Origin of the sequence: Nocardioides scoriae, from assembly GCF_900104965.1 — a bacterium.
Taxonomy (GTDB): Bacteria; Actinomycetota; Actinomycetes; order Propionibacteriales; family Nocardioidaceae; genus Marmoricola; species Marmoricola scoriae.
In genome coordinates this window covers 2,143,178-2,157,165 of sequence record NZ_LT629757.1, presented here as the reverse complement: position 1 = coordinate 2,157,165, position 13,988 = coordinate 2,143,178, and the positions used below count along the sequence as shown (strand labels likewise).

14 protein-coding genes and 1 rRNA gene are annotated in these 13,988 nt (G+C 71.2%); 11 read left to right on the top strand and 4 right to left on the bottom strand.

Going from position 1 to position 13,988, the window contains the following annotated elements:
- Positions 1–3 precede the first annotated feature (3 nt).
- Complete coding sequence (locus tag BLU55_RS10315; RefSeq protein ID WP_091729224.1) at positions 4–732, bottom strand: FadR/GntR family transcriptional regulator; 729 nt, start codon at positions 730–732, stop codon at positions 4–6.
- Positions 733–847: 115 nt separating this feature from the next.
- On the opposite strand from BLU55_RS10315, the gene BLU55_RS10310 reads away from it, so the two are divergent.
- The gene (locus BLU55_RS10310; protein ID WP_231916820.1) at positions 848–1,384 is read left to right on the top strand and encodes a gluconokinase; all 537 of its coding nucleotides are present in this window, start codon (positions 848–850) and stop codon (positions 1,382–1,384) included.
- Complete coding sequence (locus tag BLU55_RS10305) at positions 1,381–2,793, top strand: GntP family permease (RefSeq protein ID WP_091729222.1); 1,413 nt, start codon at positions 1,381–1,383, stop codon at positions 2,791–2,793. Before BLU55_RS10310 ends, BLU55_RS10305 begins: the two co-directional genes overlap by 4 nt.
- Here the strand turns inward: BLU55_RS10305 and BLU55_RS19465 are convergent.
- Positions 2,750–2,923, bottom strand: a complete 174-nt coding sequence (locus BLU55_RS19465) for a hypothetical protein (RefSeq protein ID WP_157682821.1) — start codon at positions 2,921–2,923, stop codon at positions 2,750–2,752. The genes BLU55_RS10305 and BLU55_RS19465 overlap by 44 nt on opposite strands.
- 5 nt (positions 2,924–2,928) lie before the next feature.
- Positions 2,929–3,765 carry a GNAT family N-acetyltransferase gene (locus BLU55_RS10300; RefSeq protein WP_091729221.1) on the bottom strand — a complete coding sequence of 279 codons (837 nt, stop codon included), beginning with the start codon at positions 3,763–3,765 and terminating at the stop codon, positions 2,929–2,931.
- A 243-nt stretch (positions 3,766–4,008) separates the two neighbouring features.
- Here BLU55_RS10300 and BLU55_RS10295 point away from each other — a divergent pair, with 243 nt between their 5' ends.
- Genes BLU55_RS10295 through BLU55_RS10275 form a run of 5 tightly spaced genes read left to right on the top strand, consistent with a single transcriptional unit; the run spans position 4,009 to position 8,355 of the window.
- The gene (locus BLU55_RS10295) at positions 4,009–4,839 is read left to right on the top strand and encodes a GNAT family N-acetyltransferase (RefSeq protein ID WP_091729219.1); all 831 of its coding nucleotides are present in this window, start codon (positions 4,009–4,011) and stop codon (positions 4,837–4,839) included.
- A gap of 41 nt (positions 4,840–4,880) precedes the next feature.
- Positions 4,881–6,395 (top strand): IMP dehydrogenase, encoded by a 1,515-nt coding sequence (gene guaB / locus BLU55_RS10290; RefSeq protein WP_091729218.1) that lies wholly within the window; start codon positions 4,881–4,883, stop codon positions 6,393–6,395.
- Between the two features lie 46 nt (positions 6,396–6,441).
- Positions 6,442–7,038 carry an RNA polymerase sigma factor gene (locus tag BLU55_RS10285; protein WP_091729216.1) on the top strand — a complete coding sequence of 199 codons (597 nt, stop codon included), beginning with the start codon at positions 6,442–6,444 and terminating at the stop codon, positions 7,036–7,038.
- A complete protein-coding gene (locus BLU55_RS10280) occupies positions 7,035–7,634 on the top strand; it encodes a hypothetical protein (protein WP_091729215.1) in 600 nt (199 codons plus the stop codon). The genes BLU55_RS10285 and BLU55_RS10280 overlap by 4 nt, the downstream gene beginning before the upstream one ends.
- Before the next feature lie 43 nt (positions 7,635–7,677).
- Positions 7,678–8,355 carry a TetR/AcrR family transcriptional regulator gene (locus BLU55_RS10275; RefSeq protein WP_091729212.1) on the top strand — a complete coding sequence of 226 codons (678 nt, stop codon included), beginning with the start codon at positions 7,678–7,680 and terminating at the stop codon, positions 8,353–8,355.
- Here the strand turns inward: BLU55_RS10275 and BLU55_RS20160 are convergent.
- Positions 8,297–8,509: a tautomerase family protein gene (locus BLU55_RS20160; RefSeq protein WP_091729208.1), complete on the bottom strand. Its 213-nt coding sequence runs from the start codon at positions 8,507–8,509 to the stop codon at positions 8,297–8,299. The genes BLU55_RS10275 and BLU55_RS20160 overlap by 59 nt on opposite strands.
- 106 nt (positions 8,510–8,615) lie before the next feature.
- Between BLU55_RS20160 and BLU55_RS10265 the strand changes: the two genes are divergently transcribed.
- The 4 genes from BLU55_RS10265 (at position 8,616) to BLU55_RS10250 (ending at position 13,839) form a co-directional block, all read left to right on the top strand.
- Positions 8,616–9,722 (top strand): GuaB3 family IMP dehydrogenase-related protein, encoded by a 1,107-nt coding sequence (locus BLU55_RS10265; RefSeq protein WP_091729205.1) that lies wholly within the window; start codon positions 8,616–8,618, stop codon positions 9,720–9,722.
- Positions 9,723–9,828: 106 nt separating this feature from the next.
- Positions 9,829–11,256 carry an APC family permease gene (locus BLU55_RS10260; RefSeq protein ID WP_091729203.1) on the top strand — a complete coding sequence of 476 codons (1,428 nt, stop codon included), beginning with the start codon at positions 9,829–9,831 and terminating at the stop codon, positions 11,254–11,256.
- A gap of 1 nt (position 11,257) precedes the next feature.
- On the top strand, positions 11,258–11,713 hold the full coding sequence (locus BLU55_RS10255) for a universal stress protein (RefSeq protein ID WP_091729200.1): 456 nt from the start codon (positions 11,258–11,260) through the stop codon (positions 11,711–11,713).
- Positions 11,714–12,320: 607 nt separating this feature from the next.
- Positions 12,321–13,839: ribosomal RNA gene (locus BLU55_RS10250) — 16S ribosomal RNA — on the top strand.
- The last annotated feature ends 149 nt before the right edge of the window (positions 13,840–13,988 follow it).

Below are 13,988 nucleotides of genomic sequence, written 5' to 3'. Positions count from 1 at the left end.
GCCTCAGTCCGCGGCGTACTGCGCGCGCATCGCCCCGGCGGCCTCGTCGATGATCGAGCGCATCGCCCGCTCGGCGGCCGTGGCGTCGCCGGTGCGGATCGCCCGGGCCACCTCGTCGTGCAGGGCGATCGCCTGGGGGTTGGGCCGGGCCGGCATCAGGTCGTGCTCGGTGCGGCCGGTCAGCACCTCGGCCACCACGTCGGCCAGCGCCCGGATCATCTCGTTGCCGCTCGCCTCGAGCATCGTGGCGTGGAAGCGCACGTCGGCCACCAGGTAGGCCCGCAGGTCACCGCTGCGGCCGTGGACGACCATGTCGCTGACCGCGCTGGCCAGCTCGGAGCACTGCGCCGGGGTGGCGCGCCGGGCCGCCAGGCCCGCGGCCACGGGCTCGAAGCCGTTGCGCAGCTCGCTCAGGGACAGCAGCTGGGCGGTGCGGTCGTCGCCGGCCAGCCGCCAGCGGATCAGCCGGGGGTCGAAGACGTGCCACGAGGCCCGGGGGAGCACGCTCACCCCGACGCGCCGCCGGGCGGCGACCATCCCCATCGACTCCAGGACCCGCACGGCCTCGCGCGCGACCGGCACCGACACGGCGTACTCCCGGGCGATGGTGTCCAGGGTCAGCACGCGCCCCTCGACGAGGTCGCCGGTCACGAGCCGGGCTCCGAGCGCGTCGAGCACGTCGCCGTGCAGCGCCCCGTGGGGGCGGGTGCGAGGGGTCGCGTCGGCGGGCATGTCGGCATCCTGTCAGGTCGGCGCGGGGCCGCAAAGATATGACGAATGTCGCAGCAAACCTTGCAAAGATCATATCTTTGGGGGCATGCTGTGTCGACCGTCACAAGGAGTCCTCATGGATGCACGCACCGCACCACCCCTGGTGGTCGTCATGGGCGTCTCGGGGTCCGGCAAGTCGACCGTGGGGGCTGCGCTCGCGCAGCGCCTGGGCGTGCCGTACGCCGACGCCGACGACTTCCACCCCGAGGCCAACATCGCCAAGATGACCGCCGGCCAGGCCCTCGACGACCACGACCGGGGCCCCTGGCTCGACGCCGTCGGCGCCTGGCTCCGCGACCACGGGGAGTCCGGGGGAGTGATGAGCTGCTCGGCCCTCAAGCGGAGCTACCGCGACCAGCTGCGCGCCCACGCACCCCGCGCCGAGCTGGTCCACCTGCACGGCACCCGCGAGGTCATCGCGCGCCGCCAGGCCAGCCGGCCCGGGCACTTCATGCCCGCCTCGCTGCTCGACTCGCAGTTCGCCACGCTCGAGCCCCTCGGCGAGGACGAGGCCGGCCAGGTGATCGACGTCGACCAGTCCGTCGACGCCGTCGTGCAGGCCTACGTCGACACCCACCCCAGCCCCACCACCGAGAACAGGAACGCCGGATGACCGCCCTGCTGAGCAGCCCGCTCGCCGCCCTCGTGCCCACCGCGGACCCCGCCCCGCTGGTCGAGCCGGTGGCCTCCGGCCTCCAGCTCGTGCTCGCCGCGCTCGTCGCGATCGCACTGATCGTCGTGCTGATCACCTGGGCCAAGGTCCACCCGTTCCTGGCGCTGATCCTCGGCGGCCTGACGGTGGGCATCGTGGCCGGCCAGAACATCAGCGCCGTGATCACCAGCTTCACCACCGGCTTCGGCTCGACCGCCGCCGGCGTCGGCGCGCTGATCGCGCTCGGCGCGATGTTCGCCAAGCTGCTCGCCGACTCGGGCGGGGCCGACCAGATCGTCGACACCATCGTCGGCAAGGCCTCGCCGCGCACGCTGCCGTGGGCGATGGCCGGCGTCGGTGCCCTCATCGGCCTGCCGATGTTCTTCGAGATCGGCCTGGTGCTGCTGATGCCGGTGATCTACCTGGTCGCGCGCCGCGCCCAGATGTCGGTCATCACCATCGGCATCCCCACGCTCGCCGGCCTCTCGGCGATGCACGGCCTGGTGCCGCCGCACCCCGGTCCGCTGGTGGCCATCGACTCGCTGGGCGCCGACCTCGGCACCACCCTGCTCTTCGGCGTCATCGTGGCCGTCCCGACCGTCGTGGTCGCCGGCCCGCTGTTCGGCAAGCTCGCCGGCCGCTGGGTCGACGTGCCGGCCCCGGAGCTGTTCGAGTCCCGCGAGGAGAAGCCGGTCGAGTCCCGTCCGAGCTTCGGCCTGACCCTGATGACGGTGCTGCTGCCCGTCGCGCTGATGATGGCCAAGGCCCTGGTCGACATCTTCGTCTCCGACGAGACCGCCACCGTGCGCCAGGTCTTCGACGTGATCGGCAACCCGTTCACCGCGCTGCTCATCGCCGTGCTCGTCGCGATGTTCACCTTCGGCAAGGCCTCGGGCATGGACCGCGCGGGGATCACCAGGTCGGTCGAGACCTCGCTGCCCGCCATCGCCGGCATCCTGCTCATCGTGGCCGCCGGCGGCGGCTTCAAGCAGGTGCTGGTCGACACCGGGGTCGGCACCCTGCTGGCCGACTGGGCCCGGGACGCCAACGTCTCGGTGCTGCTGCTCGCGTGGTTCGTCGCGGTCCTGATCCGGCTCGCGACCGGCTCGGCCACCGTGGCCACCATCACCGCCTCGGCGCTGATGCTCGGCCTGGTCGAGGGCCTCAGCCAGCCCGAGGTCTCGCTCGTCGTGCTCGCCATCGGCGCGGGCTCGGTGTTCTTCTCCCACGTCAACGACGCCGGCTTCTGGCTCGTCAAGGAGTACTTCGGGCTCTCGGTCGGCCAGACCATCAAGTCCTGGTCGCTGATGGAGACGGTGCTCTCGGTCAGCGGGCTGGTGTTCGTGCTGCTGCTGGGGCTGCTCGTCTGAGCCGCTCCACCGCGGAGCGGGCGCGGTCGCGCGCCTGCTCCGCGCCCGGCGCCCGCCGCACCACGACCGGGTAGTCGACCAGCGTGCCGCCGAACTGCTTCTTGTACGCCGCGATCTCGGGGGTCGGCACCCCGCTCAGGTCCAGGGTCGCGGCGCCGCGCTCGTGGGCCCACCGGAGGGCGTCCCAGTAGAGCAGCGGGTTGGCGTGGTGCGGCGGTGCTCGGGCAGCACGCCGCCCAGCCAGGCGACCGCCCGGTCCTCGTGGCGCACGGTCAGCAGGCTGCCCACGGGCTCGTCGCCCACCTGCGCCACCGCCCAGCGGGCGTCGAGGTCCTTGAGGGGCAGCAGGTCGGTGGGGGCCAGCCCCAGCGGGTGGCGGTAGCCCGAGGAGTGGTCCTTGAGCGCGAAGACCGACTCGAGCACCCGCTCCAGCGTCGGTCCGGCCAGCGGTGAGCGCGCCTCGACGCGGACGCCGCCCGCCTCGGCCTTGCGGATCTGGCGCCGGCAGCGCGGGTCGACGCCGGCGAGCAGGACGTCGAGGTCCGCAGAGGTGTCCACCACGTAGGTCTGGTCGTGGCGCAGCGTGCTGCCCCAGGTGGCCAGCGCCCCGGGGTCCACGGCCGTGCCCGGCGCGAACTCGTGGTCCTGCGTGACCACCCCGTGGCGACGGCCCCGCCGCCACAGCGCGTCGAGGGTCTCGCCCAGCAGGTCGGGAGGGACCAGCGGGCCGGCGTACGGGAAGGGGACGCGGTTGACCCGCGCCAGCGGGCCACGCCGCCGCAGCAGCCACGGGGCCACGCCGACGTCGCGGCCGCGGTGGCGCACCACCAGCGGCACCAGGTGGCTCTGCGTCACGGCCGCGGCGACGGTCAGGAACCCCACCGCGTGGAAGGCCGACACGGGCTGGCCCGAGGCGCGGGCCGCCTCGCCCCACCGCTGCACGTCACCGTCCACCACGAGCTCCACGCCCACGCTGCTCCTCCTCGCCGCTCCCGGACCGGGGCCCGAGACACCTGCGTGGGGCCCTGGCCCCGCGCAGGGGGCCGGGCACGAGGGTGCCACCTCCGGTGCCGCCACGCGGGCTGAACGCGGGGGACGACGCGCACTGGTCTGGTCGGGTGGGCACAGGGAGTCGGAACCGGAACCCGATACGAGTTGACATGCCCGAAATACGACGGCAGCGATCCCGCAACACGGCCCCGTCACAGTGAGGCCATGTTCTTCCGAGTACGCGCGTCGCTGACGGACCGTCCCGGTGCCCTCGCGCTGCTCGCCACCCGGTGCGGAGACGCGGGCCTCAACATCCTGGGCCTGCAGATCTTCCCCGACCTCGGGCAGGTCACCGACGAGCTGGTGATCTCGACCCCCGAGGACTGGACCGCGCGAGCGGTCGCCGAACTCGTGGGTGGTGCAGGCGGGGACGAGGTGAGCGTCGAACCCTGCACCACCCACGACCTGATCGACCAGCCGACGCGGTGGCTGGGCGCGGCGCAGGACGTGGTCGACGACCCGTCCGCCCTGCCCCACCTGCTCGAGCGGCTGCTCGGTCCGCACCCGGAGAAGTGGAGCGCCACGGAGCACTCCCGCGCCGGTGCGCTCACCTCCCTGGCCGAGGGCGTCGCGGCCCGGTCCGGCCGCGAGGCCGTGCCCGGGTCGGTGCCGATCACGCCGCGCTCCTCCGGGGTGGAGTACGCCGAGACGCCGTCCGGACTGCAGGCCCGGATCGGCGGCCACGTCGTCGGCGTGGCCGGGTTCGCCCCGACGGCGGCCCAGGAGCTGACCATCGAGGTCGCGCCCGCGTGGCGCCGCCTCGGCATCGGCACCCAGCTGCTGACCCGGGGGTGCGCCCTCGCGGCGGCCCGCGGGATGACCGAGGTCGTGCTGCTCGCGCCGGCCGAGGACGAGGGCTTCGTCTCGATGGTCTGCGGTGCGGGCCTGCGCGCCCGGATCAAGGTGACCCAGGGCGTGCTGCAGGCCCGGATCGCGCTGCCGGGCGGGCCGGTGACGGGCCTGACCGGGGAAGAACGCGTCGCGCTCGGGCGTTAGGCTCAGGTCCCGCACCTCTGCCACCGGAAGGCCCCCGGACCATGACCTCCGACGCCGAAGTCCCCGCCAAGTTCGCGCCGCTGGGCCTCACCTACGACGACGTGCTGCTGCTGCCGGGGGAGACCGACGTCATCCCCAGCGAGGTCGACACCTCGACCCGGCTGACGCGGGAGATCCGGCTGCGGACGCCGCTGGTCTCCAGCGCCATGGACACCGTGACGGAGTCCCGGATGGCGATCGCGATGGCGCGCCAGGGCGGCATCGGCATCCTGCACCGCAACCTGTCCATCGAGGACCAGGCCTACCAGGTCGACCTCGTCAAGCGGACCCAGACCGGCATGATCTCCAACCCGGTGGTGATCGGCCCCGACCGCACCCTGGAGGAGCTCGACGCCATCTGCGGCGAGTACCGCGTCTCGGGCCTGCCCGTCGTCGACGTCGACCACCGCCTCCTCGGCATCATCACCAACCGTGACCTGCGCTTCACGCCCGTCGCGGAGTGGGCCACCACCAAGGTGGACGAGGTGATGACCCCGATGCCCCTCATCACCGCCCCCGTCGGGATCTCCCGCGACGACGCCACCGCCCTGCTGCGCCAGCACAAGCGCGAGCGGCTCCCGATCGTCGACGAGCAGGGCCGCCTGGCCGGCCTCATCACCGTCAAGGACTTCGTCAAGTCCGAGCAGTTCCCGATGGCCTCCAACGACGCCGACGGCCGCCTCCTCGTGGGGGCGGCGATCGGCTACTTCGGCGACGCGTGGGAGCGCGCCACCACGCTGGTCGAGGCCGGTGTCGACGTGCTCGTCCCCGACGTCGCCAACGGCCACGCCCGGCTGATGCTCGAGATGATCGCGCGCCTCAAGAGCGACCCCGCCACCCGCCACGTGCAGGTCATCGGCGGCAACGTGGCCACGCGCGCCGGGGCCCAGGCCCTGGTCGACGCGGGCGCGGACGCGGTCAAGGTCGGGGTGGGCCCGGGCTCCATCTGCACCACCCGCGTGGTCGCCGGCGTCGGCGTCCCGCAGGTCACCGCGGTCTACGAGGCCTCCCTGGCCTGCGGCCCGGCCGACGTGCCGCTGGTCGCCGACGGCGGCCTGCAGTACTCCGGCGACATCGCCAAGGCCCTCGTGGCCGGCGCCGAGACCGTGATGGTCGGCTCGCTGCTCGCCGGCTGCGACGAGAGCCCGGGCGAGCTGATGTTCGTCAACGGCAAGCAGTACAAGTCCTACCGCGGCATGGGCTCGATCGGCGCCATGGCCTCGCGCGGCAAGAAGTCGTTCTCCAAGGACCGCTACTTCCAGGCCGACGTGGAGAGCGACGACAAGATCGTTCCCGAGGGCATCGAGGGCCAGGTCGCCTACCGCGGGCCGCTCTCGGCCGTCGCCCACCAGCTCATCGGCGGGCTCCACCAGTCGATGTTCTACGTCGGGGCCCGCACCGTCCCCGAGCTGCGCGAGCGGGGCCGCTTCGTGCGGATCACCTCCGCCGGGCTCAAGGAGAGCCACCCCCACGACGTGCAGATCACGACCGAGGCGCCCAACTACTCCTGGCGCTGATCCGGCTCCGCCGTAACGCCCCGGGGCGCTGCGGCAGAGGACGGGCATGACACCGACGCCGGTCTCGCGCATCGCGACCGACCCCGACTCCCTCGAGGCCTTCTACCGGGCCCACGTCGAGGAGGTGCAGGGGTTCGTCTCGCGACGCGTCGGCGACCCCGCCACCGGGGCCGACCTCACGGCCGACGTCTTCCTCGCCGCCATCGACCGGGCCCACACCCACGACCCCGCACTGGGATCCCCGCGGATGTGGCTCTACGGCATCGCCCGCAGCGTGGTGGCGATGGAGCTGCGCCGCTCGGGTCGGCACGCGCGCGCCGTCTCCCGGGTGAGCGGCCGCCGGCTGCTCGAGGGCGACGCCTACCAGCAGGTCGTCGACCGACTCGACGCCGAGCGGGAGGCGCGCCGGCTGCACCGCCGGCTGGAGGCGCTGCCCGACCCGCTGCGCGCCGTGCTGGAGCTGGTGGCCCTCGACGGGCTCGGGGTCGCCGACGCCGCCGAGGTGCTCGGCATCTCCGCCGGGGCGGCCCGCGTCCGGCTGCACCGCGCCCGCCGCCGGCTGACCGCCGCGCCCGGGGGCGACCCGCCGGAGGACCTGGCCCCCCGCCCCGTGACCGTCCCCGCCCGAGAGGAGACGTCGTGAGCACCTCGCTCGACGCGTTCCAGACCGCCCTGCTGACCGAGCTGCGCGACGACGTCGCCCGGTCGTCCCCGGCCGACCGCCCCGACGCCCCGCCACCCGTCAGGCGGCCCCGGCGCCGCCTCGTGCTCGCGGCCGCCCTGGTCGGGCTGCTGGCCGGTGGGGGACTGCTCGTCCCCGCCCTGCTGGCCCAGCGACCGGCGTACGCCGTGGTGCAGGGCGCCAACGGCGTGGTCGACGTCGAGGTCCACCGGCTGGAGGACGCCGCTGGCCTGGAACGCGCCCTGGCGGACGCCGGTGTGCGCTCGGACGTCACCTACCTGCCTCGCGACACCCGCTGCGCCGCCGGGCGCTTCGTGCAGGTGGCGGCGCCCGTCGGCTCGGCCCGCTTCGAGTTCGTGCTGGGGGAGGACGGCTACCGCGTCGCGCTCTCACCGGGAGTAGTCGCCGACGACCAGACCCTGGTCATCTCGGTCGCCCGGGTCTCCGGCGAGCCCGGGCCCGGCGACGACGGGGTCCGCGACCTGGGGGGCGTCGCGGGGTCGATCGGCGTCGCCGAGGGGGCCGTGGCCCCCTGCGAGCCCCGGGCCCTGCCCTGACGCACCTCGCCGCCGGGGGCGCGGGGTCCTACGATCGGCGGCGATGACTGCCGACCCCGACCGTCCCGTGACCCGGCCGACCGACCCCCCTGCCCCGTCCCCGGGGCCGCGAGCCGAGCGTCAGCGGGTCCTCGACGTCGCGGCCCGACGCTTCGCGGCGCAGGGCTGGGTGCGCACGACGATGGCCCAGCTGGCCGACGAGTCCGGCGTCGACGCCGCCCGCATCGAGCGCCTGGTCGGCACCAAGTCGGAGGTCTTCACCGCGATGGTGTGGCGGGCCATCCTGGGCGAGCACCAGGGGCTGCAGGAGGCCTTCGACGTGCTCCGCCTGGAGGAGGAGCCCGACGTCGACGCCCGCCTCGACGTGCTGGCGCGGGCCGTGACGGCCATGGTGGCGCGGATGGCCCACCTGGTGCCCGCGATCGCCGAGGCCGTGGCGCGCGACGCGACGGTGCGGGGGATCGTCCAGGGCGCGGAGCTGCAGCGCGTCGGCAGCACCCGCCGCCTGGTCGCCCTGCTCACGCGGGGCGACGCCGCCCGTCCCGACGCCGTGCCCGAGGTGCAGATGCTGTGCTCGGGCGAGACCTACCGATCGATGACGGCCTTCTCCTGGTCCGAGGAGCGGTACGCCGCGTGGCTGCGGCAGGCGTTCGACCTCGCGGTCAACGGCACGGGGGCGGTCCTCGTCGACCGACCGGCCGGGCCTGCAGCTCGCCCGTGACGAACTGCGCGCGTCCGTTGCCGAAGGACCAGTCGTCGCGGCCGACCTCGGCCAGGGAGACGACCAAGTCCTCGGGGCGCAGGCCGCACTCCCGCTCCAGCCGCTCGGCCAGCGCGGCGTTCAGCGCCTGCTTCCGAGCGGTGTCGCGTCCCAGCGGGGAGACCCGTCCCGAGGTCGATCCGCACCAGGGGCACGGGCCCGGTCCGGCCCCGGGGACCGCGCGGCTCGGCGTCGCCCCCGACCTTGGTTAGGGTTCGTCCGTGACTGAGATCGAGATCGGGCGCGCCAAGCGCGGCCGCCGGGCCTACGCCTTCGACGACATCGCGATCGTGCCGAGCCGGCGCACCCGCGACCCCGAGGAGGTCTCGACGGCCTGGCAGATCGACGCCTACCGCTTCGAGCTGCCCATCGTGGCCGCCCCCATGGACTCGGTGATGTCGCCGGAGACCGCCATCGCGTTCGGCCGCCACGGCGGCCTGGGGGTGCTCAACCTCGAGGGCCTGTGGACGCGGTACGACGACCCCACCGAGCTGCTCGCCGAGGTGGCCGGCCTCGAGGGCGTCGACGCCGTGCGCCGGATGCAGGAGATCTACGCCGAGCCGATCCGCGCCGAGCTGATCACCGAGCGGCTGCGCCAGGTCCGCGAGGCGGGCGTGACGGTGGCCGGGAGCCTGAGCCCCCAGCGCACCAAGGAGTTCGCCAAGACCGTGGTCGACGCCGGGGTCGACATGTTCGTCATCCGGGGCACCACGGTCAGCGCCGAGCACGTCTCGTCCAACGCCGAGCCGCTCAACCTCAAGGAGTTCATCTACGAGCTCGACGTGCCCGTCGTGGTCGGGGGCTGCGCGACCTACCAGGCCGCCCTGCACCTGATGCGCACCGGCGCCGCGGGCGTCCTGGTCGGCTTCGGTGGCGGCGCCGCCCACACCACCCGCACGGTGCTCGGCGTGGCGGTGCCGATGGCCAGCGCGGTGGCCGACGTCGCCGCGGCCCGGCGCGACTACATGGACGAGTCGGGCGGCCGCTACGTGCACGTCATCGCAGACGGCTCGATCGGACGCAGCGGCGACATCGCCAAGGCGATCGCCTGCGGCGCCGACGCGGTCATGATCGGCTCGCCCCTGGCCCGGGCGACCGACGCCCCGGGGCACGGCTTCCACTGGGGGACCGAGGCCCACCACGCCGACCTCCCGCGCGGCCAGCGGGTCGAGTTCGGGACGGTCGGCACGCTCCAGGAGATCCTCTTCGGCCCCTCCCACGTCGCCGACGGCACCATGAACCTGGTGGGCGCCCTCAAGCGCGCGATGGCGACCACGGGCTACACCGACGTCAAGGAGTTCCAGCGCATCGAGGTCGTCGTCAGCTGACCGCGGCCGCGCGTCCGGGGCCGGCGACGCGGTGTTTGGGGTGCCGGGCTGGGGGTAGTGATCTCCAAAGGCGTCCGCGCCGATGCCCCCTGGGAATCGAGGCACCATGTCCGACACCGCGACCGCCACCCCCGGAGAGGCCGAGAGCGGGCTCAAGCGCTCGATCACCGGCCGGCTGCTGTTCTTCTACGTGCTGGGCGACGTCCTAGGCTCCGGCATCTACGCCCTCATCGGTCTGGTCGCCGGCGCGGTGGGAGGGGCGTTCTTCATCGCCTTCGCCGTCGGCGTGACGATCGCGACCGTGACCGGCATGGCGTACGCCGAGCTGGCCACGAAGTACCCCCGCGCCGCCGGTGCCGCGCTCTACATCAACCAGGCCTTCCGGTCCCAGCCGCTGACGTTCCTGGTGACGGTGCTGTTCCTGGCCTCGAGCTTCGCCGCGGCCGGCTCGCTGGCCACCGGCTTCGCCAACTACTTCGGCCAGGTGTGGGCAGCACCCCCGGGCCTGGTCATCGCGCTGCTGTTCATCCTGATGCTGGCGGTGATCAACTTCATCGGCATCACCGAGTCGGTGGTGGCCAACATGGTGATGACCTTCGTCGAGGTGTCGGGCCTGCTGATCGTGCTCCTCATCGGGGCCGTCGTGGTGTTCCGCGGCGATGCCGAGTTCGGCGTCCTGACGGAGTTCACGGCCGACGGCAACCCGGTCTTCGCGATCCTGGCCGGCGTCTCCCTCGCGTTCTTCGCCATGACCGGGTTCGAGAACGCCGCCAACGTGGCGGAGGAGACCGTCGACCCCGCCCGCAACTTCCCGCGGGCGCTCATCGGCGGCATGGCGGCGGCCGGCGTCTTCTACGTCCTGGTCTCCGTCGCCTCGGCCCTCACCCTGCCCGTCGACGAGCTGGCGGGGTCCGACACCCCGCTGCTCGACGTCGTGGAGTCGGGCGTGCTCCCGCTCCCGGTGGGCGTGCTGTCGATCGTGTTCGCCGTCATCGCGATGACCGCGATCACCAACACCACGCTGGTCGCGATCGTCACCCAGCCCCGGATCCTCTACGGGATGGCCCGCGAGGACGTGGTGCCCGCGGTGTTCGGCAAGGTGCACCCGACGCGTCGCAGCCCCGTGGTGGGCCTGGTCTTCTCCGCCGCCGTGGTGATGGTCCTGCTCGCGGCCAGCAACGGGCTCAAGGCCCTGGGTCTCGACGTCGACGTCGTGGCCCGCCTGGCCACGGTGACCGTCGTGCTGCTGCTCATCATCTACTCGATGGTGATCGTGGCCTGCATGAAGCTCGGCTCCACCGACGTCAACGCCGAGCACTACCGGGCGCCACGTCCGCTCCTCGTGCTGGGGCTGGTCGGCAACCTCGCGGTGCTCGTCTACACGGTGGTGGACGACCCCACCTCGGTGCTGTGGTGCCTGGCCCTGGTGGCCGTGGGGGTGGGGCTGTTCGTCTTCGAGTACTTCTTCGGCCACCGCGACCGTCCCGCGGGCACCGACCGCGGGGACCGCACCCTGCGCACGGAGGGGAGCTGAGATGCACGTCGTCGTCGCCACCGACGGGTCGGCCCAGTCCCTGGCCGCCGCAGAGCACCTGCGCTCCTTCGCCGACCCCGACCGGATCACCGACGTCACGGTCGTGGGAGTGATCAGCCCCTACGCCACCCTCGCCTTCGCCGACGAGATCAGCGAGCTCGGCACCGACGCGAGCTTCCGGGAGGCGGGCCAGGCCGCGGTGCGCACGGTGGCCGCCGGCTTCGAGGGCTGGGGGCCGGCCGTGCACGAGCAGGTGCGCAGCGGCTCCCCGGCCAACGAGATCGTCAGGGCCGCCACCGACCTGGACGCCGGTCTGGTGGTGGTGGCGAGCGGCAGCCGCGGGCTGAGCGAGACGGTGCTGCTCGGCAGCACCGCCCAGCGGGTGCAGCACTCCGCCCCCTGCCCCGTGCTGGTCGTGCGTCCCGCCGGTCGCCGTCGCCGACGGCTCCGCGGCTGAGGCGCAGGGACCCTCACGGGGGACCGCCACGGGCCCCGACGCGTGCGTCGGGCGCGTGACCGGGAGGTTGCGAAGAAGTTTCGACAATTTTCCGGGCCGCTGACCTGCACGGATGCTGTCGGCGGACCCCGTGGAGGCCCCCGGGGTGGCCCCTCGATGTGCACATCCCCGGATCCGTGTGTAATGTTCTCTCTGTCGCCGGGTGCGGCGGGACACAAGGCCTCAAGGCCGGGTGGCCGGCCCCCAGCAGACATCCTCTCCACCACGTCGTGGTCGTTCCCGTCGCAGTCTGCGCCGAGATCGGATCCACGTGAAGCAGGAGAGCGGCCGGACCGGCCAGGGAAGCGATTTGACGCGACTCGGGCCGCCCGGTAAGTTTCACCAGATTGCCCCGCGGGGAGATCGCAAGATTTCCAGTGGTGCGCGCTTGATCCTTGAGAACTCAACAGTGTGCCAAAAGTCGACGAATTAATTTATACCTGTCGGCCGATTGCCTGCCTTTTGGGGTGGGTGTTGGTTGATGGTTCCTTTGGTAAGAACGACGATGATTCTGGCAATTTTTTGTCAGTGGATCGTTCCTCTTGCTGGGGTTTGAATTTCTGCATTTTCAATGGAGAGTTTGATCCTGGCTCAGGACGAACGCTGGCGGCGTGCTTAACACATGCAAGTCGAGCGGTAAGGCCCTTCGGGGTACACGAGCGGCGAACGGGTGAGTAACACGTGAGCAATCTGCCCTGCACTTTGGGATAACCACCGGAAACGGTGGCTAATACCGGATATGACTGCGCCTCGCATGGGGTGTGGTGGAAAGTTCTGGCGGTGCAGGATGAGCTCGCGGCCTATCAGCTTGTTGGTGAGGTAATGGCTCACCAAGGCTTCGACGGGTAGCCGGCCTGAGAGGGTGACCGGCCACACTGGGACTGAGACACGGCCCAGACTCCTACGGGAGGCAGCAGTGGGGAATATTGGACAATGGGCGAAAGCCTGATCCAGCAACGCCGCGTGAGGGATGACGGCCTTCGGGTTGTAAACCTCTTTCAGCGCAGACGAAGCGAAAGTGACGGTATGCGCAGAAGAAGCACCGGCCAACTACGTGCCAGCAGCCGCGGTAATACGTAGGGTGCGAGCGTTGTCCGGAATTATTGGGCGTAAAGGGCTCGTAGGCGGTTTGTTGCGTCGGGAGTGAAAACTCAGGGCTTAACCCTGAGCCTGCTTCCGATACGGGCAGACTAGAGGTATGCAGGGGAGAACGGAATTCCTGGTGTAGCGGTGAAATGCGCAGATATCAGGAGGAACACCGGTGGCGAAGGCGGTTCTCTGGGCATTACCTGACGCTGAGGAGCGAAAGTGTGGGGAGCGAACAGGATTAGATACCCTGGTAGTCCACACCGTAAACGTTGGGCGCTAGGTGTGGGACTCATTCCACGAGTTCCGTGCCGCAGCTAACGCATTAAGCGCCCCGCCTGGGGAGTACGGCCGCAAGGCTAAAACTCAAAGGAATTGACGGGGGCCCGCACAAGCGGCGGAGCATGCGGATTAATTCGATGCAACGCGAAGAACCTTACCTAGGTTTGACATATACGAGAAGCCTCTGGAGACAGAGGTCTCTTTGGACACTTGTATACAGGTGGTGCATGGCTGTCGTCAGCTCGTGTCGTGAGATGTTGGGTTAAGTCCCGCAACGAGCGCAACCCTCGTCTTATGTTGCCAGCACGTCATGGTGGGGACTCATAAGAGACTGCCGGGGTCAACTCGGAGGAAGGTGGGGATGACGTCAAGTCATCATGCCCCTTATGCCTAGGGCTTCACGCATGCTACAATGGCCGGTACAAAGGGCTGCGATACCGCAAGGTGGAGCGAATCCCAAAAAGCCGGTCTCAGTTCGGATTGGGGTCTGCAACTCGACCCCATGAAGTCGGAGTCGCTAGTAATCGCAGATCAGCAACGCTGCGGTGAATACGTTCCCGGGCCTTGTACACACCGCCCGTCACGTCACGAAAGTTGGCAACACCCGAAGCCAGTGGCCCAACCGTTTACGGAGGGAGCTGTCGAAGGTGGGGCGAGCGATTGGGACGAAGTCGTAACAAGGTAGCCGTACCGGAAGGTGCGGCTGGATCACCTCCTTTCTAAGGAGCATGTAGGCACCTGCTTCGGTGGGTGTCCATCGGCGCTGTTTCGGGGACGTGTGTTCCTCGGCGGTGCCAGCTCATTAGTGGAACGTCGATTATTTGGTTGCTCTCTCGTCTGGTTGGCGGCTAGTACTGCGTCGGTGGCT